Here is a 24,357-nt window from a genome sequence, read left to right on the forward strand (position 1 = left end):
TGCCGGACATCTCCCCCACGAGGGGGGAGATTGGCAGTTTGGCTGGCCGTGCCTGCCCTTCAACGTTGAAAAGTGGCGAAAGCGACTGATACAGCCAATCTCCCCCCTCGTGGGGGAGATGCCCGGCAGGGCAGAGGGGGGCGCCTCGTGACACCTTCCGCAATCCTGGAATCGGCCCTCTACGTCACCGACCTGCCTGCCGCCGAGCGCTTCTACACCGACATCCTCGGCCTCATCCTCCTCGGCAAGGTGGAAGGCCGCCACCTCTTCTTCCGCTGCGGCCCGTGCGTTCTGCTCATCTTCAACGCCGAGGCGACCAAAATTCCGCACGCACCGGACGCGAAGCTGAAAGTACCGCCGCACGGCGCGGTTGGCGAAGGCCATCTGTGCTTTGCCGCAACCGCCGCTGAAATCGACGGCTGGAAAGCCCATCTTCAAGCGAAGAAAATCGCCATCGAAAGCGAATTCGAATGGCCGCAAGGTGGCCGTTCGATCTATATACGCGACCCCTCGGGCAATTCGATCGAGTTCGCCGAGCCGAGAATCTGGGGCCTTTGATGCATTCACTCCATGGCAAGAAGATCGTCGTCGCCAGCCACAATGAAGGCAAGCTGCGCGAATTCGCCGACCTGATGGGTCCGTTCGGCTTCGAGGCGAAGTCGGCCAAGGAGTATGGCCTGCCCGAACCGGACGAGACCGGCACCACCTTCGAGGAAAACGCCTACATCAAGGCCTTCGCGGCCGCGAAGGCGACCGGCCTGCCGGCGCTGTCGGACGATTCCGGCCTCTGCGTCGACGCGCTCGATGGCGCGCCAGGCGTCTACACCGCCAACTGGGCCGAGACGCCGGAAGGATCGCGCGATTTCGCCATGGCCATGCAGCGCACCGAAGTGGCGCTGCAGGAAGTCGGCGCGGCCACGCCCGAACGGCGCACCGGCCGCTTCGTCGCCGTCATCTGCCTCGCTTTTCCCGACGGCGAGGCCGAATATTATCGCGGCGAGGCCGAGGGCGCTCTGGTCTGGCCGCCGCGCGGCGAACTCGGCTTCGGCTACGATCCGGTATTCCTGCCCAATGGCTTCGACAAAACCTTCGGCGAGATGAATGCGGAGGAAAAGCACGGCTGGAAGCCAGGCCAGGCGACGGCGCTGTCGCATCGCGCCCGCGCCTTCCAGAAATTCGCGCGCGCTCGGCTTGGTTCGGAATGATCGGGTCCAGCACCACCATGGCGCTCGACCGCAGTCCCGGCTTCGGCGTCTACGTGCATTGGCCGTTCTGCGCGGCCAAGTGCCCCTATTGCGACTTCAACAGCCATGTCCGCCACCAGCCGGTCGACCAGGAGCGCTTTGCCGCCGCATTCGAGGCCGAGCTTGCGACGATGCGCCAGCGCACCGGACCGCGCGAAGTGACCAGCATCTTCCTCGGCGGCGGCACGCCGTCGCTGATGAAGCCGGAAACGGTGGCCAGGGTTCTGGACGCGGTGGCCAAGAACTGGACGGTGCCTGACGGTATCGAGGTGACGCTCGAGGCCAACCCGTCCTCGGTCGAGGCGGAGCGGTTTCGTGGTTACCGGATCGCGGGGGTCAACCGCGTCTCGCTCGGCGTGCAGGCCCTGAACGACAAGGATCTGCGCTTCCTCGGCCGGCTGCACAATGTCGAGGAAGCCCTGCACGCCATCGGGCTCGCGCGCGAAATCTTTCCGCGCCTGTCCTTCGACCTGATCTATGCGCGCCCGGGACAGACGCCCGAGGATTGGCAGGCGGAACTCGAACAGGCGATCGGCCATGCCGCCGACCATCTGTCGCTCTACCAGCTGACCATCGAGGAAGGCACGCCCTTCCATGCGCTGCACGCGGCGAAGAAATTCGCCATTCCCGATAACGACCACGCCGCCGACCTCTATGCGCTGACGCAGGAGATCACGTCGGCGCATGGTTTGCCGGCTTATGAGATTTCCAACCACGCGCGGCCAGGCGCCGAGAGCCGGCACAATCTGACCTACTGGCGCTACGGCGAATATGTCGGCGTCGGCCCCGGCGCGCATGGCCGCTTCGTCGAGAACGGCCATCGGGTGGTGACGATTGCTGAGAGAATGCCGGAAACCTGGGCCAACCTGGTCGAGGCCAAGGGCCATGGCATAACCGGCGGCGAGCTCCTGACTCGCTCCGAAGAGGCCGACGAATTCCTGCTGATGGGGCTCAGGCTCGCCGAAGGCATCGACCTCACCCGCTACGAAGCGTTTTCCGGGCGCGGCCTGTCGAGCGCGCGGCTGTCGGTGCTGCAAGGCGAGGGGCTGGTGGCGCCGATCGGCAACACGCGGCTGCGCGCCACGCCCGCCGGCATGATCGTGCTCGACGCCGTGGTGGCGGACCTGGCGCGCTAATCCTTTGAAAAAACTCCTCTTCGTCTGCAGCCAGAACCGGCTGCGCAGCCCGACCGCCGAGCAGGTGTTTTCCACCCGCCGCGACATCGAGGTCGAATCGGCCGGCACCAATCACGATGCCGACAATCCGCTGACGCACGAACTGGTCGCCTGGGCTGACATCATTTTTGTCATGGAGAAAACCCACCGCACCAAACTGCAGAAGAAATTCAAGGCCAGTCTGAAGGCGGCCAAGGTGATCTGCCTCGACATCCCGGACGACTACGAATTCATGGACCCGGAGCTGATAGCGCTTCTGAAGGGACGCGTTTCACGATATCTGGACTAAGCGCCTGGCCCAGCGTTCGCCACCTTGGGCGGCCGACTCGCCGATCTGAATCAGATCAGGCGTCGTGTTTGTGGCGGTGCTTTCCGCGCTCTTTCTCGGCGTGCGCCTCGCCGTTCCGGACTGGCTTTGCGTTGTCCTTGTCGCGGCGGCCACGGTGCTGGTCGCCCAAAGAGGGCAGGGGTACGCCGTTGCGGGCGTTTTTCGTTTCAAGACGGGTGATGAAGATATCGAAGCGATTGGGCATCGTCCGGTCAGTGCTCCGTCGTGGTGTCGGGTTTGTTGTCGGAAAGCCTGACATTGGTCGGCAAGGCACTCGCGGCCTGCTTGGTCAGGCTGGTGTCGTTCCGGGCTGGCAGCCGCTTGTCCTGGCGTGCGGCAATCCGGCTGCGACCGGCATAGTAGGGCGCGAAAGCGTCCTGAATCGTCAGGCTGTCCATTCCTGTCCTCCCCAAGGGAATCAGGGGCTAAATCTGCCAAAACCGGTTTCGTTCCCTACTGTGGCGAAGGAATGGCGGCCACCTTACATCGGCGTGAGTTTTGCAAGCCGGCGCCAGCCATGCCAAACAAGTTTTGGCAGGCCAAACAAGTTTTGGCAGGCCAAACAAGTTTTGGCAGGCCAAACAGGATTTGGCAGGCCAAACAGGCTTGAACGGAGACGGCATCGGTGACTGGCGAGACGGGCAAGCGCAGCTATGTGGTCGGGCAGACCGAAATCGCGGCCCGCCCGCTCGATCCGGCGCTTTATCTGGTGGCGACGCCGATCGGCAATCTGGCCGACATCACGCTGCGCGCGCTGGAGACGCTGGCCGCCGCCGACATCGTCGCCTGCGAGGACACGCGCGTGTCGCGGGTGCTGCTCGACCGCTACGGCATCCGCCGACGCACCACGGCCTATCACGAGCACAATGCCGGCGAGGCGGGGCCGAAGTTGATCGCGGCACTTGCGGCAGGACAGAGCGTGGCGCTGATTTCCGATGCCGGCACGCCGCTGGTTTCCGATCCCGGCTACCGGCTGGTCGGCGAGGCGCTCGACCAGGGCATTCGCGTCGTACCGATTCCCGGCCCGTCGGCGCCGCTTGCCGCGCTGACGGCGTCGGGCCTGCCGTCCGACGCCTTCCTGTTCGCCGGCTTTTTGCCGGTCAAGGTTGGTCAGAGGCTGTCGCGGCTGGAGGCGCTGAGGGCGGTACCGGCGACGCTGATATTCTTCGAATCACCGCGCCGGCTGGCCGAATCGCTCGGCGCCATGGTCGAGGCGCTGGGCGGCGAGCGCAAAGCCGCCATCGGCCGGGAACTGACCAAGACATTCGAGGAAATCCGCACCGGCACGCTGCGGGCGCTTGCCGATCATTACGCGGCGGCGGACACGCCGAAGGGCGAGATCGTCGTCTGCATCGGCCCCGCCGAGGCCAAGGTCGACGAACCGGAAGACATCGACCGCCTGCTTTTGTCGCTTGCCGCTGAAATGCCGGCCTCCAAGGCGGCGGCGGAAGCCGCGAAAATGACCGGCGGCCAGAAGCAGGCGCTCTACCGGCGGCTGCTCGAACTTAGAGAAGGCCGCGATGGTTGAGCGCCCGAGCGCCAGCCGTCAAAAGGCCTACCGGCGCGGCCATCGCGGCGAATGGCTGGCGGCTGTAGCGCTGATGCTGAAAGGCTACCGGATCCTGGCGCGCCGCCATCGCACCCGCTTCGGCGAGATCGACCTGATCGCCCGGCGCGGCGATCTGGTGCTGTTCGTCGAGGTCAAGGCGCGCCGCACGCTGATCGAGGCCATGGAGGCAATCGGCCACGAATCGGAGCGCCGCATCGAGGGCGCGGCCGACATCTGGCTGTCGCGCCAGCCGGACTACGGCAGGCTGTCGATGCGCTTCGACATGGTCGCCGTGCTGCCCTGGCGTTGGCCCGTGCATGTCCCGAATGCGTTTTATGGACGAAGCTAGGCTCGTTGCCGGCAATCCATTCGTTGAAGTTGGTGCTGCCCCTCATCCCCTGCCGGGCACTTCTCCCCGTATAATGACGAGGAGAAGGGAGATGGCCGCAGCGACGGCGACCTTCTTGCAATCGTTGTCGTTGGCGAAATCGCCGATGACAGCGCCCCTCTCCCCGTCCCTGTACGGGGAGAGGATGCCGGCAGGCAGGTGAGGGGCAGCGCTAACGTTCGGCGGCTCCAACCGAACCGGTCGCTGCAATCACCCCCAGATCATCAGCGCCACCAGCCCGACGACACCCACCACCAGCCGCCACCAGCCGAACAGCGAGTAGCCGTTGCGCGAGACGTAATCGAGCAGGAAGCGGACCACGAACAGCGCCGTGACGAAGGCGGCGACGAAGCCGATGGCGATGACCGGCAGGTCGGCCGAGGTCAGCACGTTGCGGTTCTTGAACAGGTCGAAGGCGAAGGCGCCGACCATGGTCGGGATGGCAAGAAAGAAGGAAAATTCCGCCGCCGCCCGCTTGTCGACGCCCAGAAGCAGCGCTCCGACGATGGTCGAGCCCGAGCGCGACGTGCCGGGGATCAGCGACAGGCACTGGAACAGGCCGATCTGCAGGTAAAGCCGGGTCGGAAACCGCTCGACGTCGCGATAGACCGGCTTGAGGTTCATGCGGTCGACCACCAGCAGCACCACGCCGCCGATGATCAGCATGATGCAGATCAGTCGTGGCGATTCGAACAGCACCGTCTTGATGAAATCGTGCGCCAGCGCGCCGATGATCGCGGCCGGCAGGAAGGCGATGAGAATGCCGATGACGAAATGCCGCGTCAGCCGGTCATGCGGCAGGTCGAGCAGCATCTGCCACAGCCGCCGGAAATAGACGCTCAGGATCGCCAGGATGGCGCCGAGCTGGATCAGGATCTCGAAGGCCTTGCCGGTCGACTGGAAGCCGAGGAAATGGCCGGCGAGCAGGATATGGCCGGTCGAGGACACCGGTATGAATTCGGTCAACCCCTCCAGCAGGCCGAGCAGCAGGGCTTCGACGATGGTCTGGCTTTCCATTTCTACCTCGGCATTGGCGTGATGGCTAACGGAATGGCTTGCTTGTCATGGCGCCGAAGTGCCCCTATAGGTCGCAACACCCCTGACGGCCCGCAAACCGGGCGGCCAAGACTTACCGGTGCGCCCGGCGATTCGCCAGTCCACACTCGTGCGCTTTATCATCGCGGAACCATGCTGACGCTTTTCCACCATCCCATGTTCGCCACCTGCCGCTTCGTCCGCCTCGCCTTTGGCGAGTATGGCGAGGAGCTGGCGCTGATCGAGGAAAAGCCGTGGACGCGGCGCAAGGAGTTCCTGGCGCTGAACCCGGCCGGCACGCTGCCGATCCTGCTGGCCGAGGGCGACGTGCCGATCATCGGCGCGACGGTGATCTCGGAATATCTCGACGAGACGCGCGGTGTGCTGAAGCGCGACAAGCGGCTGTTCGCCGAGGATCCGATGCAGCGCGCCGAAATCCGCCGGCTGATCGACTGGTATCTCAACAAGGCCGAGAGCGAAGTGACCCGCCATCTGGTGCGCGAGCGCGTGCTGAAGCCGGTGATGCCGGAAACCGCCGGCGGCGGCTCGCCCGATTCGGGCGCTATCCGCGCCGCGCGCGCCAACATCCGCCAGCACATGAAATACACCAACTGGCTGGCCGGCACCCGCCACTGGCTGGCCGGCGGCAGGGTCACCTATGCCGACCTCGCGGCCGCGGCGACGCTGTCGGTGCTCGACTATCTCGGCGAGATCGACTGGCGCGAACATCCCGCTGCGCGCGAATGGTACACGCGGGTGAAGTCGCGGCCTTCGTTCCGGCCGCTCTTGACCGACCGCGTGCGCGGCCTGTCGCCGGTGTCGCACTATGCGGACCTCGACTTCTGACGCGGCAAAACTGCGTGCGCTGATCGACGCGGAGGCACGGCGCGCCGGCTTCGATGCCGTCGCCGTCACCGCTCCCGATGCGATCCCGCTGGCGCCGGCCCGGCTTGCCGAATTTGTCGCCGACGGCTTTCACGGCTCCATGGACTGGATCGCCGAGACGATTGCACGCCGCAGTGAGCCTTCCACGCTTTGGCCCGACGTGCGCTCGATCGTCGTGCTGGCGATGAATTACGGGCCTGACCGTGACCCGCGCGACCTGTTGTCGAAGCGTGACCGTGGCGCGATCTCAGCCTACGCGAAAAACCGCGACTATCACGAGGTGATGAAGGGCCGGCTGAAGGAAATCGCCGGCAAGATCGTCGCGCGCGCCGGCGGTGACGTGAAGGTGTTCGTCGACACCGCACCCGTCATGGAAAAGCCGCTGGCCGAGGCAGCAGGGCTCGGCTGGCAAGGAAAACACACCAATCTGGTCAGCCGCGAGCACGGCTCCTGGCTGTTCCTCGGCACCATCTTCACCACGGCCGAACTGGCACCCGACGAGGCCGGGATCGACCATTGCGGCTCCTGCCGCGCCTGCCTCGACGCTTGCCCGACCGACGCGTTCCCCGCGCCTTATAGGCTCGATGCGCGGCGCTGCATCTCCTACCTCACCATCGAGAACAAGGGGCCGATCCCGCATGAATTCCGCGAGGCGATCGGCAACCGCATCTATGGCTGCGACGACTGCCTCGCCGCTTGCCCGTGGAACAAGTTCGCCAGCGCCGCGTCCGAAGCCAAGCTCGCCGCGCGCGACGATTTGCGCGAGCCTGCGCTCGCCGACCTTTTGGCCCTCGACGATGCTGCCTTCCGCGCCTTCTTTTCCGGTTCGCCGATCAAACGCATCGGCCGCGACCGCTTTGTCCGCAACGTGCTGATTGCCGCCGGCAATTCCGGCGAGGCCGTGCTTGCCGGCATCGTCCGGGATCTGCTCGGCGACGCCTCGCCGCTGGTGCGGGGCGCGGCAATTTGGGCGCTGGCGCGGCTGGTGCCGGAAACCGAATATGCCGAACGGGCCGCGAACGGCCTGGAAACCGAGGACGACGCTGTGGTGCGCGACGAATGGCGCCTGGCGCGGCCAACCAGGACGCATGCATGAGCGAAAAACAGGTCTTCATCTTTGGCGCCGGCTATTCGGGCAAGGCTTTTGCCCGCGCCAACCCGGATGGTGCCAAGATCATCGGCACGACGCGATCGGCGGAGAAATTGGAGGCGCTGCGCCAGGCCGGCATCGCCCCGCTGCTGTTCGACGGTAAGTTGACGAGCGACATCGGCGAAGTGCTGGAGAAAATCACGCATCTGGTGATCTCGGTCGCCCCGGAAGACGCCGGCGATCCGGTGCTGAATGCTGCCCGGCAAGCAATCGCTCAAATGCCGGGGCTGGAGTGGATCGGCTATCTCTCGACCGTCGGCGTCTATGGCGATCATGGCGGCGCCTGGGTCGACGAGACGGCCGCGTGCCGGCCGGTCTCGAAGCGTTCGGTCATGCGGGTCGAGGCCGAGCAGGCCTGGCAGAAGCTCGGCCGGGAAATCGACCGGCCGGTGGCGATCCTGCGGCTCTCCGGCATTTACGGTCCGGGCCGCAACGCGCTGGTCAATCTGGAGAACGGTACCGCGAGGCGGCTGGTCAAGCCGGACCAGGTGTTCAACCGCATCCATTGTAACGACATATCAGGCGCGCTCTGGCATCTGATCGCCGGCAATAGGGGTGGCATCTTCAACGTCACCGACGATGAGCCGGCACCGCCGCAGGATGTCGTCGCCTATGCCGCATCGCTGATGGGGATCGAGGCGCCGCCCGAAATTCCCTTCGAGACCGCCCAACTTTCGCCCATGGCGCGGTCCTTCTATGGCGAGAACAAGCGGGTCGCCAATGCAGCGCTCAAGGCGGCGGGCTATCGGTTTCGCTTTCCCGACTACCGAGCCGCTTTCGACCATATGTGGGCAAGCGGCGACTGGCGCGACGGCGCGCCGCGCAGCCCGATGAAGGGACAAGCAATTCCAGGAAAAGTGTGAAACGGTTTTCCGTCCGGAATTGCGCCAAAAGGTTAGAGCGATCGAAGCGTCGCATGTTGCGTGCTATGATTCGGGCTTGGGGTTTGGTGGGATCCGATTTCATGAAGACAGCGACGCGGTCGTCTTTTGGCAAGAGATCACTGCTGGCGGCCGCCCTTGGCTTGCTTGCCCTGACCGGTCTCGCGCAGCCGGCAGCGGCCGAGGAGCGGGCGAAAGACCTGTTCGGTGCGGAGAAGCTGCCGACGGCCACCGCCCCGCAATCCTTCGGCTTCTATTCCAAGGGCTGTTTTGCCGGCGGCGTCGCCATTCCGATGGATGGCCCGACCTGGCAGGTGATGCGGCCTTCGCGCAACCGCCGCTGGGGCCATCCGGCGTTGATCGCGCTGATCGAGAAACTGTCGCGCGATGCCGTCGCCGATGGCTGGCCGGGCCTGCTGATCGGCGACATCGCTCAGCCGCGCGGCGGCCCGATGCTGACCGGCCATGCCTCGCACCAGATCGGGCTCGACGCCGACATCTGGCTGACACCGATGCCCGACCGCACGATGACCAGGGCGCAGCGCGAGACCATGAGCGCCACGCTGATGGTCGACGACAAGACCCATCTGGTGAAGGATGCGCTGTGGACGCCGCAGCACACGGCGATGCTGAAGCGCGCGGCGAGCTACCCGCAAGTCGAGCGCATCCTGGTCAATCCGGGCATCAAGAAAAAGCTCTGTGACACGGTCAAGGGCGACCGTACCTGGCTGCGCAAGATCCGGCCGTTCTGGGGCCATGACTACCATTTCCACATGCGCATCGGCTGCCAGCCCGGTTCGCCCACCTGCAAGGGGCAGGAAGCGACGCCGGATGATGACGGTTGCGGCAAGCCGCTGGCCTGGTGGTTCACGCAGGAGCCCTGGCGGCCCAACAAGAACCCCGACGCGCCCAAGGCGCGCGACCTGATGACGATGGCCAACCTGCCCAGGGAATGCCGCGCCGTGCTCGACGCGCCCGGGCCCGCCTCGGCCGAGGCGGCGATCTATAACGGTAGCGCTGTGCCGGTCGCGGTGGCGGCGCCCGAACCCGAAGCGCCGTCGCTGCCCGCCACCACGGCCAGCAGCACGGAAGGCCTGCCAAGCGCGTTGAACGCCTTCACCGCGACACCCGAAGTAGGCGTGCCGGTGCCGCGTCCACGGCCGCCGGGGAATTGACGATTGATTGCCGAGGTCGGTGCTGCCCCTCATCGCCCTGCCGGGCACTTCTCCCCGTATAGGGACGGGGAGAAGGAGGCTGGCCGCAGCCTTGGCGCCCTCCTTGCTACGTCAGCGATTGGCGAAACCATCGATGACAGCGCCCCTCTCCCCGTCGCTATACGGGGAGAGGGTGCCGGCAGGCAGGTGAGGGGCGGCGCCGACGGCGCAAGGATCGGATTCAAATTTGAAGCGATTGTCTGGAACTGAAAGCAAGCGCCTTTCCCTTTGCAAGGCCATGCGCTAGTCAACGGGCAAACAGCGGCACGTAGCCCGGACGGGGAACGGACGAGAGCATGCCAAGCACAGCAGATGACGAGACTTTGCTGCGGTTTCCGATCCTGATCGGCGATATCGGCGGCACCAATGCGCGCTTTTCGATCGTGCTGGACGCCAATTCCGAGGCCGGCGAGCCGACCATCGTCCAGACCGCCAATTACACCACCATCGACGAGGCGATCCAGGCGGCCGTGCTCGACCGCTCCTCGGTCCGGCCCAATTCGGCGGTGCTGGCGGTTGCCGGTCCGGTCGACGGCGACGAGATCGAGCTCACCAACTGTCCCTGGGTCGTCAAGCCCAGGCAGATGTTCGCCAATCTGGGCTTGAGCGACATCGTCGTGCTCAACGATTTCGAGGCGCAGGCGCTGGCCGTCGTCGCGCTCGGCGAAGAGCATATGGAAAAGATCGGCGGCGGCACGCCCGAGCCCAATGCCGGCCGCGTGGTGCTGGGTCCGGGAACCGGTCTCGGCGTCGCCGGGCTGGTCCACGCGCTGCATCACTGGATTCCCGTACCCGGCGAAGGCGGCCATATGGACATCGGGCCGCGCACGCCGCGCGATTTCGAGGTCTTCCCGCATATCGAGAAGCTCGACGGGCGCATTTCGGGCGAGCAGATCCTGTGCGGACGCGGCCTCGTCAACGTCTACCGCGCGGTGGCCAAGGCGGACGGCAAGCCATCGCCCTTCGCCACGCCGGCCGAGGTCACCGCCGCGGCGCTGGCCAAGACCGATCCGGTGGCGCAGGAAGCGCTGGAGACCTTCGTCACCTGTCTCGGCCGGACGGCGGGCGACCTTGCCTTGGTGTTCATGAGCCGGGGCGGCGTCTTCCTCACCGGCGGCATCGCGCAAAAGATCGTGCCGGCGCTGAAGGAGGGCAATTTCCGCGCAGCCTTCGAGGACAAGGCGCCGCACAGCGCGCTGATGCGCACCATGCCGGTCTATGTCATCACCCATCCGCTGGCCGCCCTTCTCGGCCTCGCCGCCTATGCCAGGAACCCCTCGCTGTTCGGCGTCCAGACCTCGGGCCGGCGCTGGCGCGACGAAGTTAGTCATCCCAAGGCATAGGCAAGCCGGCTGCTTGGCGTTAATAGGGGTGCCGAATGCCCGGCCACGGGAAGCGGAAACCGACAAAAGCCCTCTGATTTGACACTTCAAACTCCAAACAAGCTGAAAGCCCGGCCCGGCGAGGTCACAGCGGTGCTGCGCCGCATCCTCGCTGAGAACAGCCACGACTATCGCTGGACCTATGTGATGGTCATCACCTGCTCGCTGATCGTTTCGGGCACGACCGCCTTCACGGCCTGGATCATGGCCCCGATGGTCAACCAGATCTTCTACGAACGGCGTGGCGATGCGATCGTGTGGATCTGTGCCGGCTTCATGGCGGCCTTCCTGCTGCGCGGCTTCGCCGGTTACGGCCAGGCGGTGGCACTGGCCAAGATCGGCAACAATCTGGTGGCGCGCTACCAGAAGCGCATTTTCGATCACCTGATGAAGCTTGGCGTCGGCTTCTTCAACGACACGCGCTCCGGCCGGCTGGCAGCGCAGGTCAACGAAAACGTCGGCGGCATCCGCGACCTGCTGTCGTTGACGCTGACCTCGATCACCCGCGACGCGGTGACGTTGATCGGCCTTCTCGGCGTCATGGTCTACCAGGATCCGGTTCTGTCGCTCAGTTCGCTGCTGATCGGGCCGCCGCTGATCTGGGCCGTCGTTTACCTCACGCGCCGCGTGCGGCGAATCACACGGGAATCCGTGCTGATCAATTCGCGGCTGATCGGTGCCGTGCAGGAAGCGACGCAAGGCATCGCCATCGTCAAGGCCTTCACCATGGAGGACGAGCTGTCGGGTCGCATCAACAAGCTTGCCAGCGACGCGGAACAGCGCTCGAACAAGATTGCCCGCGTCTCGGAGAGGCTAGCGCCGATCTCCGACATGCTGGCTGGCCTCGCCGTCACCTCCGTCATCGCCTATTCCGGTTACCGGGCACTCGTTCTCGGCCAGCCGCCGGGCGCGGTCTTTTCTTTCATCACCGCGCTGATCCTGGCCTATGATCCGGCGCGGCGCCTGGCGCGCATGCAGGTCGGCATGGAACGGGCGCTGGTCAATGCGCGCATGATCTACGAGCTGCTCGACCTCGAGCCGAAGCAGGGCGACGCCCCGGATGCCACGCAGGCAAACTTCACCACGGGCGAAGTGCGCTTCAACAACGTGTCCTTCCGCTATGTCGAGGAAGCGCCAGTCCTCCAGGGTCTGAGCTTCGTCGCCGCCGCCGGCAAGATGACTGCCGTCATCGGTGCATCGGGTGCCGGCAAGACGACGCTGGTGGCGCTGCTGCAGCGCTTCTACGACGTCGAGAGCGGCACGATCACGATCGACGGCCAGGATATCTCCAAGGTCACCAAACAGTCGCTGCGCGGCTCGATCGCCTATGTCTCGCAGGCGCCCTACCTGTTCGAAGGCACCATCCGCGACAACATCCGCTATGGCCGTCCCTCGGCCACCGATGCCGAGATCGAACAGGCCGCGCGACTGGCAGCCGCCGACGAGTTCATCCGCCAGCAGCCGCAAGGCTATGACACGCCGGTCGGCGAGAATGGCGCCACGCTTTCCGGCGGCCAGCGCCAGCGCGTATCGATCGCCCGCGCCATCGTGCGCCAGGCGCCGATCCTGCTGCTCGACGAGGCGACATCGGCGCTCGACAACGAGGCCGAAGCGCGTGTCCAGCAGGCGCTCACCAAGGTCATGGAAGGGCGCACCACCATCGTCATCGCGCACCGCCTCTCGACCGTGGTCAATGCCGACCACATCATCGTGCTGGAACAGGGCCATCTGGTCGAGGAGGGTACGCACGCCTCGCTGATGGCCGATCCGCACAGTGTCTATGCCCGTTTCCACCGCATACAGGGCGTCAAGGGTCTGGGGCTTGTCGACGACAGCGCGCCGGCCGAGACTTCGGTCCAGGAATTAGAGACCCAGAACATCGCCGGGAGCACGGCATGAGCGAAACATCGGCAACGTCAGGCGAGCCGGCAAGCGAAATGGGCCTTGTGGTGGTCGGCGCGGCCGGCCGCATGGGCCAGACGCTGATCCGCGCCATCCACGCCATTCCGGGCGCCCGCGTCATCGGCGCGGTCGAGCGCGCGGATTCGCCCCATCTGGGCAAGGATGCGGGCGAACTGGCCGGCGTCGGCCGCATTGACGTGCCGATCGGCAGCGATCCGCTGCCGGTCTTCGCCAAGGCCGATGGCGTGCTCGATTTCACCACCCCGGCCTCGACGGTCGCGTTCGCCGGCTACGCGGCGCAGGCGCGCATCGTCCATGTCATCGGCACGACCGGCTGTTCAGCCGAGGACAATGCGAAAATCGCTGCGGCCGCGCGCCACGCGACCATCGTCAAGTCGGGCAATATGAGCCTCGGCGTCAACCTGCTGGCGGTGCTGGTCGAACAGGCGGCGCGCGCGCTCGACGCCGATGATTTCGACATCGAGATCCTCGAAATGCACCACAGGCACAAGGTCGACGCGCCTTCGGGCACGGCGCTTCTGCTCGGCGAGGCCGCAGCCGCCGGGCGCGGCATCGCGCTTGCCGGCAATGATGTGCGTTCACGCGACGGCCATACGGGTGTGCGAAAAACCGGCTCGATCGGCTTTGCCACGCTGCGCGGCGGTTCGGTGGTCGGTGACCACAGCGTGATCCTGGCCGGCACCGGCGAGCGCATCACGCTGTCCCACCATGCCGAGGACCGCGCCATCTTCGCCCGCGGCGCGGTCAAGGCCGCACTGTGGGCGCGGGGGAAAAAACCGGGCCTTTACTCAATGCGGGACGTGCTTGGGCTTGCCTGAAACGACCCTGAACCATCTTCGTCTTACGCAAGTCCTGCGGGAAAGCCGCTACGTACCTTTCCTGGAATTGCCCAGACCCCAGAGGAGCAAAAATGTCGAGAACCCTCGTGCTCGTGCGCCACGGCCAGAGCGAATGGAACCTGAAGAACCTGTTCACCGGCTGGCGTGACGTCGACCTGACCGAGCAGGGCCATGCCGAGGCCAAGGCCGCCGGCCAAAAACTCAAGGCGCGCGGCCTGAAATTCGACATCGCCTTCACCTCCGCGCTGGTCCGGGCGCAGAAGACGTGCCAGCACATTCTCGACGCGGTCGGCCAGAGCGACCTGCAGACCATCCGCGACCAAGCGCTGAACGAACGCGACTATGGCGACCTCTCCGGCCTCAACAAGGACGACGCGCGCCAGAAATGGGGCGACGAGCAGGTGCATGTCTGGCGCCGCTCCTACGATGTGCCGCCGCCCGGCGGCGAAAGCCTGAAGGACACCGGCGCCCGCGTCTGGCCCTATTACCTGCACGATCTGCAGCCGCACGTGCTGCGCGGCGGCACGGTGCTGGTCGCCGCCCACGGCAATTCGCTGCGCGCGCTGATCATGGCGCTGGACGGCAAGTCGGGCGAGGAGATCGTCAAGCTGGAGCTCGGCACAGGTGTGCCGGTCATCTACACGCTCAACGCCGATTCGACGGTGGCGTCCAAGGAAGTGCTGGAAGGCTGAGAGCGTTCCTCTCCCCGTCACTATACGGGGAGAGGATGCCGGCAGGCAGGTGAGGGGCGGCGCCGACGCGCGAAACTGAGCCGGCGAGCATCAGCCCTCGAAAAAAGCGCGTTGACAGCAATCGCTTGCCCGCTTATTGAGCCCGCACCAGCCCAGATGGCGGAATTGGTAGACGCGCACGGTTCAGGTCCGTGTTCCGCAAGGAGTGGAGGTTCGAGTCCTCTTCTGGGCACCAAATTCCCGTTTCGAACCAAATGTTCGGTTCAGAAATTTTGAGAAAAGCCCGGTTCGCCCGGGCTTTTTTCTTGCGCGATGACCTCGCCTCCTGGCCAGTCCCCGAACAAACCGCTTCAAACCGCGCGCCCGCTTCGCTACGTTCGCAAACATGTCTCAATCCAGCACCGCGATCTTCGGCGCCCGCCGCGACCAGGCCTTCCCAACGCTGGCCGAGGCGGACATCGATCGCATGCGCCGGTTCGGCGAGGCCAGCGCCTATGCCGCCGGCGAGCACATTTTCGAGGCCGGCAATGTGTCCCCGGGGCTGATTGTCATCCTGTCGGGCAAGGTTGACATCACCCAGGACGGCAAGCTCGGCAGACGCGAAACGATCGTCACCCATGGCCCTGGCAGCTTCGTCGGCGAGCTGGCGCAGCTTTCGGCCCGCCCCTCGCTGGTCAATGCCGAGGCCGCCGAGCCGGTCGAGGCGTTCGTCATTCCCTCGCAAAGGCTGCGCGACCTGATGGTGCAGGAGGCCAATCTCGGCGAGCGCATCATGCGGGCGCTGATCCTGCGCCGCGTCGGGCTGCTCGAGAGCGGCACGATCGGTCCCATCATCGTCGGGCCGGCCGACAATGGCGATGTCCTGCGCCTGCAGGGGTTTCTCGCCCGCAGCGGCCAGCCCCACCGCGTGCTCGATTCCAGAACCGATCCTTGCGCGAAGACCCTGTTCGAGCACTTCCATGTCGATCCGCACCACTTGCCGGTCGTGCTGTGCCCGAACGGCAGGCTGCTGCTCAATCCGGCGGAGAAGGACCTCGCCCGCTGCATCGGCCTGCTGCGGCCGGTCGACGCCAGCAAGGTCTATGACGTCGCCATCGTCGGCGCCGGCCCGGCCGGGCTGGCGGCGGCGGTCTACGCGGCCTCGGAAGGGCTGTCGACCATCGTGCTCGATTGCCGCGCCTTTGGCGGCCAGGCCGGCGCTTCCGCGCGCATCGAGAACTATCTCGGCTTCCCCACGGGCATCACCGGCATGGCGCTGATGGCGCGTGCCTACAACCAGGCGCAGAAATTCGGCGTCGAGATGGTCATCCCCGATGAGGTGAAGCTGCTCGGTGCCGCCACCGGCGGCGCGCGTTACCAGCTTGCTGTCGGCGACGGCGAGACGGTGCGCACGCGCTCGGTGGTGATCGCCAGCGGCGCGCGCTACCGCCGCCTCGATGTCGCCAACCTCGCCGAGTTCGAGGGCACATGCGTGCATTATTGGGCCTCGCCCATCGAAGCACGGCTTTGCGGCGGCCAGGAAGTGGCGCTGGTCGGCGCCGGCAATTCGGCCGGCCAGGCGGCTGTCTACCTGGCCAGCCATGTCAGGAAGGTGGCGCTGCTGGCGCGTGGCGGCAGTCTCGAGGCCTCGATGTCGCGTTACCTCGTCGAGCGCATCAGGGCGCAGCCGAACATCGAGGTGTTGACCGGCGCCGAGGTCGAGGCGCTGGACGGCGAGGAAGGCAATCTCGCCACTGTCCGCTGGCGCGACCGCTCGAGCGGCGCGGTGACGACGCGCCCGATCCGCCATCTCTTCCTGTTCATCGGCGCCGATCCGAACACCGATTGGCTCGCTCAATCCGAGGTGGCGCTGGATGCCAGGGGTTTCATCCGCACCGGATCGGACATAGCATCGGCGCATGGCGTGATGGAGACGAGCCGCAGCGGCGTGTTCGCCATCGGCGACGTGCGCTCCGGCTCGGTCAAACGTGTCGCGGCTGCCGTCGGCGAAGGCGCCCAGGTGGTGGCGGCATTGCATGCATTTCTTGCGCGGGAAGGCAGCCATGCCGACGCGCCTCAACCTGTGGGGAGAGTGTGATGGCTGACGAGTGCAGACACGCGGCTGATGTCAAGGACGTGACGCCGAGCGCGCTTGGCTGCGAGGAATGCCTGAAGAGCGGCTCGTGGTGGGTGCATCTGCGGCTCTGCCGCACCTGCGGCCATGTCGGTTGCTGCGACGACTCGCCCAACCGCCACGCCACCAAGCATTTTCATGCCACCAGCCATCCCGTCATAGAGGGCTATGACCCGCCGGAAGGCTGGGGCTGGTGCTATGTCGACGAGATCTTTCTCGACCTCGGCGACCGTACCACGCCCCAGAACGGTCCGATCCCAAGGTTTTATTGAGCGCCCGGAGAGCCGGGAAAAAGCCGGTTCGGCCTGATTTACCGCACCGACCCGGTAACCGTTCGGTCGACATCGGGAACCGACTTGCGATCGTTGCCGGCAAGCGCCGCGATGAGCAGCAGGCTGGCCACAACGGGGACAAACAGCACGGCAATACGGGCCTGCACATGAAGAATGGCGCGCCATTCGTTGCGCTTGTCGGGGCTGTTGCTCATCATACTCACTTTGCCATGGACCCCCCGGAGGTCACATAGCGGTGAACGGTTAAGCAACTCCTTCCGGAAGCGTTAACGGGGGCCGCTCAAGCGATCAGCCGAGCCCGATCCGCCTGGCGCCTTGCCGGAACAGCGCCTCGGCGTCGGGCTCGAAGCGGAACGTGCCGATGAAATCGTCGGCGCGGTAGTCCGGCAGCGTCTTGCGGATGGCGGCGGCGAAGCCGCGTGCCTCGTCGAGCCGGCCGGCAAGCGCCAGGCAGTGCGCGGCGATCGCCAGGATGATGGTATGGGCATTGGGCCGCGCCGCCGCCTTCAGCGCCCATTCGGCCGCCTCCTCGAACTGGCCGAGCCGGACATGCGACATGGCGCGCGACCCCAGCATGCCGAACAGCAACGGGTCGAAGGGGCTGAGATGCCGCGAATGGTCCGACGAGCTTATCGCCGCCCGCGGGTCGCCCGATTGCGAGTGGACGAAGGACAGCGCGTAATGGCCGAGCGCGAAATTCGGGCTGAGGTCCACGGCCCGCCCCAATTCGGAGAGCGACCCGTCCTGTTCGCCGCGCAGCCACAGCGCCCGCCCCATCGCCCAGTGCGCGGCCGGATTGTGGTCGTCGACCAGCAGGCTCTGGCCGGCGCTCTCGAACGCCAGCGCGCTTTCGCGGTCGCGGTCGCCCCAGCGCTGGAAGGCGTTCTGCCAGTGGGTGAAGGACAGGCCGGCATAGGCGCGGGCGAAGGTCGGATCGAGCTGCAAGGCCGTGGCAAAGAAATGCCGCGCCGTTTCGTTCTCGGCTTGGGTGAAGCGGTACATGTGCCAGAGGCCGCGGTGATAGGCCTCCCAGGCATTGAGCGAGTTGGGCGCCTTCAGCAGGGCGCGGTTGCGCTCGACCGTTTCGATCTCGGCCGAGATCGACGACACGATGCTGTCGCCGATATCGTCGAGCACTGCGAAGATGTCGTCCGGCCGGCGCTCGAAGGTCTCGGCCCAGACGATCCTTGCCGTGCGCACCTCGATGAGTTCGACGGTGACGATAAGACGGCCAGCGGCGTTGCGCACCGTGCCGGTGGCGACATAGTCGACCTTCAGCCGGCGGCCTGCCTCCTCGGGCGCGATACCCCTGTCGGCCAGCGCGAACACCGATCCGCGCGCGATGACGAAGAAATCCCGCAGCTTGGTGAGACGGGTGATGATGTCGTGGGTGAGGCCGTCGGCCAGCCCACCGCGCGGGCCGGATTCCTCGACGAACGGCATCACTGCCAGCGATGCATGGCTCGGCTCGACCGGGCCAGGGTCGCTCGGGGGCGCCAATTGCGCCGCCGTGGACTGGCGGGCCGGCTGTACCCGCGACCAGACAGCCGGCTGCTCGTCACGGATCATCCGCCAGGCTGACCGGAGCGGCGCGAAATCCAGGTCTTCCGATTGGAACAGCCGTGCCGCCGCCGCCAAGTGCTTTTCGGCCGCGGCGATCTCGCCGCGCCTGGCGAGGCTCGCCAGCAGCGTCGCATGCGCGCGCCCGTCGAAAGGCGCGAGTTCCACCCATCTGTCGAGATGCGCGATCGCCTCGTCGCAGTCCGCTGGCAGGCTCGCGACGAGCTGTTCCAGCACCGCCGCGTGGACGGACCGGAAGCGGCGGCGCTGGCCGATCAGCCAGCTGTTGAAGTGCGGGCTGCGTTCGAGCTCCAGCCCGTCGAGGAAATCGCCGGCGAAGAGTTTTGCCAGCGCTCGCAACCGCTCCGCATCGAGCGCGTCGATCCCGTGCGTGGCGGCATGGCCGATCTCCAGTACATCGACGAGGCAGCCGCTGAGATCGAGCGCGACAGTATCGTCTTGCGAGCGGACACGGCGCCGGTCCGGCGTGTCGAGAGCGCCGCGCAACTTGCTGAGGCACCAGCGCAACTCGCCGCGCGGATCGTTGGGCACATCCCACAGAAGCTCGCACAGGCGGCCGCGCCCTACAGGATGTGGCGCCAGCACCAGATAGGCAAGCAGCGCCCGCAGCTTGCGCGACGCCGGCAGTGTCATCGGCACGCCGTTATGCGTGATCGTCGGCGGTCCGAGCAGCCGCACCGACAGGCACGGCATGCCGCCGTCCTGTCTCGATGGTGCGGATTCCACGTCCGTTTCCACGCCTGCTCCCACGCTGGCCTGTCGGCCCTTGCTCTATCACCAAACACGACATGGCGCATCCGGCGGCGAATTTCGCGCCAGCCGCGCTCATTGCCGCATCGCCGGCACGTCAGTCCTAGCGCGGCAAGGTCTCGAAACCTCGCCGCCCAACGCGCCGGTTTGTAACCGGCCCGTGAAGATGAACACGATCGAGGAGATCAACGATGTTGAACAAACAGAAAATCAGGACCACCGCCGGGCGCGGCCGCCTGTTCGACAGCATTCTCGACACGGTCGGCGACACGCCGGCGGTGCGCATCAACAATCTCGCGCCGGTCCATACGACCATCTACGTCAAGGCCGAGTTCTTCAATCCGGCAGCCTCGGTGAAAGACCGGCTGGCGCTCAACATCATCGAGGAGGGCGAACGCAGCGGTGCGCTGAAGCCGGGCCAGACCGTGGTCGAGGCGACCAGCGGCAACACCGGGATTGGCCTTGCCATGGTCTGTGCGCAAAAAGGCTATCCGCTGGTCGTCACCATGGCCGACAGCTTTTCCTTCGAGCGCCGCAAGCTGATGCGCATGCTCGGCGCCAAGGTGGTGCTGACGCCTCGCGCCGAAAAGGGTTTTGGCATGTACAAGAAGGCGGTCGAGCTGGCCGAGGCCAATGGCTGGTTCCTTGCCCGCCAGTTCGAGACGGCCGCCAATGCCGCCATCCACGAGGCGACGACCGCGCGCGAAATCGTCAACGATTTCGCTGGCTCGCGGCTCGACTGTTTCGTCACCGGCTATGGCACCGGCGGCACGGTCGTCGGCGTGGCGCGGGTCCTGCGCCGCGAACGGCCCGATACCCGCATCGTGCTCTCCGAGCCGGCCAATGCGCAACTGATCGGCAGCGGAAAGGCGCAGCCGCGCGGTGCCGATGGCGCTCCCGCCGCCAGCCATCCGGCCTTCGAGCCACATCCCATCCAGGGCTGGACGCCGGACTTCATCCCCAATGTCCTGCAGGAAGCGATCGACGCCAGCCTCTATGACGAGGTCAAGCCGATCGCCGGGCCGGAGGGCATCAAATGGGCGCGGGCGCTGGCCCAGAAGGAAGGCATCTTTACCGGCATTTCCGGCGGCGCCACCTTCGCCGTTGCGCGGCAAGTCGCGGAGAAGGCTCCGGCCGGGTCGGTGATCCTGTGCATGCTGCCCGACACTGGCGAGCGCTACATGTCGACACCATTGTTCGACGGCATCGTGGCCGAAATGGACGCCGACGAGATCGCCCTGTCGCGCTCGACGCCCGGCTGTCAATTCCCGGCGGCTTGACGGGAGCTTGTCATGGACGTCGCGCACGAACACCTCGACATGGTGGCCGAGGAAACGCTCGACCCCGCCGACTGGACCGATGTCCAGGCCCTGTCGCATCGGGTCGTCGACGATGCCGTCGACTATCTGCGCGAGCTGCGCGACCGCCCCGTATGGCGGGAGATGCCCGGCCAGCTGCGGGACTTTTTCACCGCCCCGTTGCCGCGCTCGCCGGCGCCGCTTGCCGCTGTCTACGAGGACGTCTCCCGCACCGTGATGTCCTATCCCATGGGTAACATCCACCCGCGCTTCTGGTCCTGGTACATGGGATCGAGCAACTTCACCGGCGCGCTCGGCGATTTCCTGGCGGCGATCCAGGGCTCCAATCTCGGCGGCGGCAACCATGCCGCCGGGCTGATGGACAGCCAGGTGGTGAACTGGTGCAAGGAGATGCTCGGCTTTCCGGCATCGGCCTCCGGCACGCTGGTCAGTGGCGGCTCGATGGCCAACATCATCGGCCTGACGGTGGCGCGCAACACCAAGGCGGGCATCGACGTGCGTGAGCAAGGCGTCGCCGCGATCGAAAAACCGCTGCGCTTCTACGGCTCGGACCAGATCCATTCCTGCCACCGCAAGGCCATGGAAGCGCTCGGCTTGGGCAACCGGGCGCTGCGCCGGATTGCGACCGATGCCGAGCTGCGCATCGACATATCGGCCCTGCGCAGCGCGATATCGGAGGACCGGGCAGCCGGGTTCACGCCGGCCTGCGTCATCGGCAATGCCGGCACGGTCAACACCGGGGCGATCGACGACCTCAAGGCGCTGGCCAAACTCGCGCATGAGGAAGGCCTGTGGTTCCATGTCGACGGTTGCATCGGCGCGCTGATCGCCATCGCGCCTGACAACAAGCATCGCGTCGCTGGCGTCGAATGGGCCGATTCGATCGCGCTCGATCCGCACAAATGGCTGCATGCGCCCTTCGAGGTCGGCTGTGCGCTGGTCAGGGATGCCGCCGCGCACCGCCGGACCTTCGCGGTGACGCCCGAATATCTGGAATCGACGCCGCGCGGCCTGGCCTCCGGCGAGTGGCTGCACGACTATGGCCTGCAGACCTCGCGCGGCTTTCGCGCCCTGAAAGTGTGGATGGCGTTGAAAGAGCATGGCGTCGAAAAATTCGGCCGCCTGATCGACCAGAACATCGCGCAGGTCTCCTATCTGGCCGGGCTGATCGAGGCCGAGCCTTCGCTGGAGCTGGCGGCGGCCCCGACCATCAACATCGTCTGCTTCCGCTACCAGCCCGGTTTGGCGAGCGAAGCGCTGAAGGCGCTCAACACCGAGATCATGCTGCGGCTGCAGGAGCAAGGCATCGCGGCACTCTCCGACACCACCGTGCATGGTGGGCACTGGCTGCGCGTGGCGATCACCAACCATCGCACCCGACGTGACGATCTCGATCTGCTGGTGCGTGAAGTGGTGAGGCTCGGGCGTGAGATCACTACGCAGGGCCCGGTGTCTTCCTAGTTCCGGGCGGCCGTGCGAACCTGCGCGCGATGATTCGGGGGAGGTCGGCGGTGACGCTGTTTCGCATGGTTGCGCTGGCGGCACTGGTCCTGGCCAATTCGGCCGAGGCCGCCGACATGGCCTTCTTCATCAAGAACCTGCGCAAGGAAGGGGTCGCGGTCGAGCTGTTCAGCCGCGACCGCGAGGCCGTCTGGCCGGGCAACGACAAGGTGTTTCTCGTCGATCCGGGCTCGCAGAAATCAGTGCCGATCTCCTGCAATCAGGGCGAACGCATCTGCTATGGCGCCTGGGTCGAGGGCAATGACAAGATTTCCGCCGGCGTCGGGCCGGACAACGACCAGCCTTGCGATACCTGCTGCTTCATTTGCGTGGAACACACGACAGAGACGATCGACCTGGTGCCGTGATCAGGGATCTCGTGCAGGCGGTTATCCCGACGCGTCAGTCTGGAAGGCCGGCCTTGTGGAAGCCCTCGATGAAATGCGCGCGCGTCGCGTCGTCGCGGAAGGGCTCGGTCCAGACCCAATGGCTGGTGGTGAAATGCGGGTTGCCGACGAGGAACAGCTCGACCTCGGCGCGCGCCTCGTCGAGCCGGCCAAGTTGCGCAAGGCTCGCCGCCAGGAAGCGGCGTGAACTGGTGCGGTAGGTCTCGTCCCGGCGCAGCGTCTCGATGGCTGCTTCATAGTCACGCGCCGCATATTGCGCCTGGCCGAGCGTCAGATAGTACCAGCTCGCCGGAAACGGGTTCAACCGGAACGCCTTGCGAATGTGCTCAAGGCCTTGCTCGACCCGCCCGGCGAGCGTCGTTATATCGGACAATGTCGCCCAGGCGTCGGCCTCGTTGGGGTCGAGTTCGAAGGTCCTGGCGAATTCGGCATCCGCCTCGGTGAAATCATGCTCATAGGCAAGCAGATTGCCGAGCACCCAGTGGCAGCCGGCATCGTTGGGATCGATCGCGACCGCCTTGCGCGCCAGATCCAGGGCAATGCGGCGGTTGGGGTCGACCGGCGCGCCCCAATGCACCCATCCCATCCAGTGGTTCATGGCGAGCCAGCGATAGGCCTCGGCGTAGCCGGGATCGAGCGCGACCGCGCGCGTCAGCATCAGATGCGCTTCCCGCGCCGTCTGCGGCGAATCGTCGATCAGCTTGCGCGCCCGCACGCACAGATCGTAGGCGTCGAGATTGCGGGGCCGGTTGCGTGGCGGCGGCGCGCGCAGCCGGCCGAGCAGCGCCTCCACGATCTTGGCGGTCACCTCGTCCTGGACGGCAAAGATATCGTCCAGGCCGCGGTCGAAGCGTTCCGCCCACAGATGATCGCCGCTCGCCGCGTCGACCAGCTGCGCGTTGATGCGCACGCGCCCCGCATCGCGCCGCGCGCTGCCCTCCAGCAGATAGCGGACGCCAAGCTCCCTGGCGATCTCGCGCACGTCCATCGCCTTTCCCTTGTAGGCAAAGGTTGAATTGCGCGCGATGACGAACAGGCCGGAGATCCTCGACAGGTCGGTGATCAGGTCTTCGGTCAAGCCGTCGCAGAAGGCGTCCTGCCCGGCATCGTTGCTGAAATTGACGAAGGGCAGCACCGCTATCGATGGCTTGTCAGGCAGCGGCAACGGCTTTCGCTTCGTGCCATTGAGGTGTTCGACGGCCGCCGTGAAACGATAGCCGACGCGTGGAACGGTGGCGATCCATTCGCCGCTCCCTTCACCCGCAATGCCGGGCGGGCCAAGCAGCTTGCGCAGCTGCGCGATCTGGACGGTGAGGTTGCCTTCCTCGACGGCCGTGCCGGGCCATGCCGCGTCCATCAATTCGGCCTTCTCGAGGATTTCGCCGGATCTTGCGACCAGCGCCGCGAGCAGCTTCAGCCCGCGGTAGCCGATGGCCACGGGGACATCGTTCCGGAGCAGCGTTCCCGCACCGGAATCGAGCACGAACGGGCCAAAGGCAAAGCGCTCTCCCTGCATCGGCGCATCTATAGAGCAATTCGAGGCAAAACGCGAAGCGGAGAAGCGTGTAGCGCTTTGCCAGGGAATTGCGTGAAAACAAAGCGTTAGACGCCAGTTTGGAACTTTTGAGAACTATTTGGGAGGGTTTAATTACGGCAGCGTTCGTATCCGGCAGAATTCAACCTCTTTCAGCTCGAGGGCCCTCAAGTCC

At 65.8% G+C, this 24,357-nt stretch carries 25 protein-coding genes and 1 tRNA gene; 20 read left to right on the top strand and 6 right to left on the bottom strand.

Features of this window, described 5'->3' with window-relative positions:
• The first annotated feature begins 147 nt into the window (after nt 1-147).
• Genes EN850_RS09330 through EN850_RS09345 form a run of 4 tightly spaced genes read left to right on the top strand, consistent with a single transcriptional unit; the run spans nt 148 to nt 2,708 of the window.
• Nucleotides 148-558: a VOC family protein gene (locus EN850_RS09330; RefSeq protein ID WP_127871087.1), complete on the top strand. Its 411-nt coding sequence runs from the start codon at nt 148-150 to the stop codon at nt 556-558.
• Nucleotides 558-1,205 carry an RdgB/HAM1 family non-canonical purine NTP pyrophosphatase gene (gene rdgB, locus EN850_RS09335; protein ID WP_127277909.1) on the top strand — a complete coding sequence of 216 codons (648 nt, stop codon included), beginning with the start codon at nt 558-560 and terminating at the stop codon, nt 1,203-1,205. Before EN850_RS09330 ends, rdgB begins: the two co-directional genes overlap by 1 nt.
• Complete coding sequence (hemW, locus tag EN850_RS09340; protein WP_135930753.1) at nt 1,202-2,380, top strand: radical SAM family heme chaperone HemW; 1,179 nt, start codon at nt 1,202-1,204, stop codon at nt 2,378-2,380. The genes rdgB and hemW overlap by 4 nt, the downstream gene beginning before the upstream one ends.
• A 4-nt stretch (nt 2,381-2,384) precedes the next feature.
• Nucleotides 2,385-2,708, top strand: coding sequence for a low molecular weight protein tyrosine phosphatase family protein (locus EN850_RS09345; protein ID WP_135933150.1), 324 nt, complete (start codon nt 2,385-2,387; stop codon nt 2,706-2,708).
• 55 nt (nt 2,709-2,763) lie between these two features.
• On the opposite strand, the gene EN850_RS09350 is transcribed toward EN850_RS09345, so the two are convergent.
• Nucleotides 2,764-2,952, bottom strand: a complete 189-nt coding sequence (locus tag EN850_RS09350) for a hypothetical protein (RefSeq protein WP_135933149.1) — start codon at nt 2,950-2,952, stop codon at nt 2,764-2,766.
• A 7-nt stretch (nt 2,953-2,959) separates the two neighbouring features.
• Nucleotides 2,960-3,145 (bottom strand): hypothetical protein, encoded by a 186-nt coding sequence (locus EN850_RS09355; RefSeq protein ID WP_135933148.1) that lies wholly within the window; start codon nt 3,143-3,145, stop codon nt 2,960-2,962.
• Between the two features lie 227 nt (nt 3,146-3,372).
• Here EN850_RS09355 and rsmI point away from each other — a divergent pair, with 227 nt between their 5' ends.
• A complete protein-coding gene (rsmI, locus tag EN850_RS09360) occupies nt 3,373-4,275 on the top strand; it encodes a 16S rRNA (cytidine(1402)-2'-O)-methyltransferase (protein WP_136091080.1) in 903 nt (300 codons plus the stop codon).
• Nucleotides 4,268-4,645 carry a YraN family protein gene (locus EN850_RS09365; RefSeq protein WP_135862882.1) on the top strand — a complete coding sequence of 126 codons (378 nt, stop codon included), beginning with the start codon at nt 4,268-4,270 and terminating at the stop codon, nt 4,643-4,645. The genes rsmI and EN850_RS09365 overlap by 8 nt, the downstream gene beginning before the upstream one ends.
• Nucleotides 4,646-4,894: 249 nt before the next feature.
• Here the strand turns inward: EN850_RS09365 and EN850_RS09375 are convergent, their stop codons facing one another.
• Nucleotides 4,895-5,701: an undecaprenyl-diphosphate phosphatase gene (locus EN850_RS09375; RefSeq protein WP_136091082.1), complete on the bottom strand. Its 807-nt coding sequence runs from the start codon at nt 5,699-5,701 to the stop codon at nt 4,895-4,897.
• Between the two features lie 171 nt (nt 5,702-5,872).
• Between EN850_RS09375 and EN850_RS09380 the strand changes: the two genes are divergently transcribed.
• The 11 genes from EN850_RS09380 to EN850_RS09435 all read left to right on the top strand — a co-directional run bounded on the left by EN850_RS09380 (nt 5,873) and on the right by EN850_RS09435 (nt 17,070).
• Nucleotides 5,873-6,565, top strand: a complete 693-nt coding sequence (locus tag EN850_RS09380; RefSeq protein WP_015314714.1) for a glutathione S-transferase family protein — start codon at nt 5,873-5,875, stop codon at nt 6,563-6,565.
• Complete coding sequence (gene queG, locus EN850_RS09385) at nt 6,546-7,700, top strand: tRNA epoxyqueuosine(34) reductase QueG (protein ID WP_136091083.1); 1,155 nt, start codon at nt 6,546-6,548, stop codon at nt 7,698-7,700. Before EN850_RS09380 ends, queG begins: the two co-directional genes overlap by 20 nt.
• A complete protein-coding gene (locus EN850_RS09390) occupies nt 7,697-8,617 on the top strand; it encodes an SDR family NAD(P)-dependent oxidoreductase (RefSeq protein ID WP_136091084.1) in 921 nt (306 codons plus the stop codon). The genes queG and EN850_RS09390 overlap by 4 nt, the downstream gene beginning before the upstream one ends.
• 101 nt (nt 8,618-8,718) lie before the next feature.
• Complete coding sequence (mepA, locus tag EN850_RS09395; RefSeq protein WP_136091085.1) at nt 8,719-9,810, top strand: penicillin-insensitive murein endopeptidase; 1,092 nt, start codon at nt 8,719-8,721, stop codon at nt 9,808-9,810.
• Between the two features lie 335 nt (nt 9,811-10,145).
• A complete protein-coding gene (locus EN850_RS09405; protein WP_136091086.1) occupies nt 10,146-11,192 on the top strand; it encodes a glucokinase in 1,047 nt (348 codons plus the stop codon).
• 78 nt (nt 11,193-11,270) lie between these two features.
• Nucleotides 11,271-13,130 (top strand): ABC transporter ATP-binding protein, encoded by a 1,860-nt coding sequence (locus EN850_RS09410; RefSeq protein ID WP_136091087.1) that lies wholly within the window; start codon nt 11,271-11,273, stop codon nt 13,128-13,130.
• A complete protein-coding gene (gene dapB / locus EN850_RS09415; protein WP_136091088.1) occupies nt 13,127-13,972 on the top strand; it encodes a 4-hydroxy-tetrahydrodipicolinate reductase in 846 nt (281 codons plus the stop codon). Before EN850_RS09410 ends, dapB begins: the two co-directional genes overlap by 4 nt.
• 92 nt (nt 13,973-14,064) lie before the next feature.
• On the top strand, nt 14,065-14,685 hold the full coding sequence (locus EN850_RS09420; protein WP_136091089.1) for a 2,3-bisphosphoglycerate-dependent phosphoglycerate mutase: 621 nt from the start codon (nt 14,065-14,067) through the stop codon (nt 14,683-14,685).
• A gap of 150 nt (nt 14,686-14,835) precedes the next feature.
• Nucleotides 14,836-14,920 (top strand) — tRNA-Leu (locus EN850_RS09425).
• Nucleotides 14,921-15,070: 150 nt separating this feature from the next.
• Nucleotides 15,071-16,762 carry a cyclic nucleotide-binding domain-containing thioredoxin-disulfide reductase gene (locus EN850_RS09430; protein ID WP_136091090.1) on the top strand — a complete coding sequence of 564 codons (1,692 nt, stop codon included), beginning with the start codon at nt 15,071-15,073 and terminating at the stop codon, nt 16,760-16,762.
• The gene (locus EN850_RS09435; protein WP_127871103.1) at nt 16,762-17,070 is read left to right on the top strand and encodes a UBP-type zinc finger domain-containing protein; all 309 of its coding nucleotides are present in this window, start codon (nt 16,762-16,764) and stop codon (nt 17,068-17,070) included. The genes EN850_RS09430 and EN850_RS09435 overlap by 1 nt, the downstream gene beginning before the upstream one ends.
• 38 nt (nt 17,071-17,108) lie before the next feature.
• Here the strand turns inward: EN850_RS09435 and EN850_RS09440 are convergent, their stop codons facing one another.
• Together EN850_RS09440 and EN850_RS09445 are read right to left on the bottom strand one after the other, a co-directional pair.
• Entirely contained in the window at nt 17,109-17,285 is a 177-nt protein-coding gene (locus tag EN850_RS09440) for a hypothetical protein (protein ID WP_189521972.1), read from the bottom strand.
• Between the two features lie 94 nt (nt 17,286-17,379).
• The gene (locus tag EN850_RS09445; protein ID WP_136091342.1) at nt 17,380-19,365 is read right to left on the bottom strand and encodes a BTAD domain-containing putative transcriptional regulator; all 1,986 of its coding nucleotides are present in this window, start codon (nt 19,363-19,365) and stop codon (nt 17,380-17,382) included.
• Between the two features lie 248 nt (nt 19,366-19,613).
• Here EN850_RS09445 and EN850_RS09450 point away from each other — a divergent pair, with 248 nt between their 5' ends.
• The 3 genes from EN850_RS09450 to EN850_RS09460 are packed head-to-tail and all read left to right on the top strand — an operon-like array spanning nt 19,614 to nt 22,609.
• The gene (locus EN850_RS09450; RefSeq protein ID WP_136091091.1) at nt 19,614-20,702 is read left to right on the top strand and encodes a pyridoxal-phosphate dependent enzyme; all 1,089 of its coding nucleotides are present in this window, start codon (nt 19,614-19,616) and stop codon (nt 20,700-20,702) included.
• A gap of 12 nt (nt 20,703-20,714) precedes the next feature.
• On the top strand, nt 20,715-22,202 hold the full coding sequence (locus tag EN850_RS09455; RefSeq protein ID WP_136091092.1) for an aspartate aminotransferase family protein: 1,488 nt from the start codon (nt 20,715-20,717) through the stop codon (nt 22,200-22,202).
• Nucleotides 22,203-22,252: 50 nt separating this feature from the next.
• Nucleotides 22,253-22,609: a hypothetical protein gene (locus tag EN850_RS09460; protein ID WP_136091093.1), complete on the top strand. Its 357-nt coding sequence runs from the start codon at nt 22,253-22,255 to the stop codon at nt 22,607-22,609.
• A 34-nt stretch (nt 22,610-22,643) separates the two neighbouring features.
• Here EN850_RS09460 and EN850_RS09465 read toward each other — a convergent pair whose 3' ends face one another.
• Nucleotides 22,644-24,164 carry a winged helix-turn-helix domain-containing tetratricopeptide repeat protein gene (locus tag EN850_RS09465; protein ID WP_136091094.1) on the bottom strand — a complete coding sequence of 507 codons (1,521 nt, stop codon included), beginning with the start codon at nt 24,162-24,164 and terminating at the stop codon, nt 22,644-22,646.
• Between the last annotated feature and the right edge of the window lie 193 nt (nt 24,165-24,357).

Origin of the sequence: Mesorhizobium sp. M8A.F.Ca.ET.207.01.1.1 (assembly GCF_004794715.1) — a bacterium.
Taxonomy (GTDB): domain Bacteria; phylum Pseudomonadota; class Alphaproteobacteria; order Rhizobiales; family Rhizobiaceae; genus Mesorhizobium.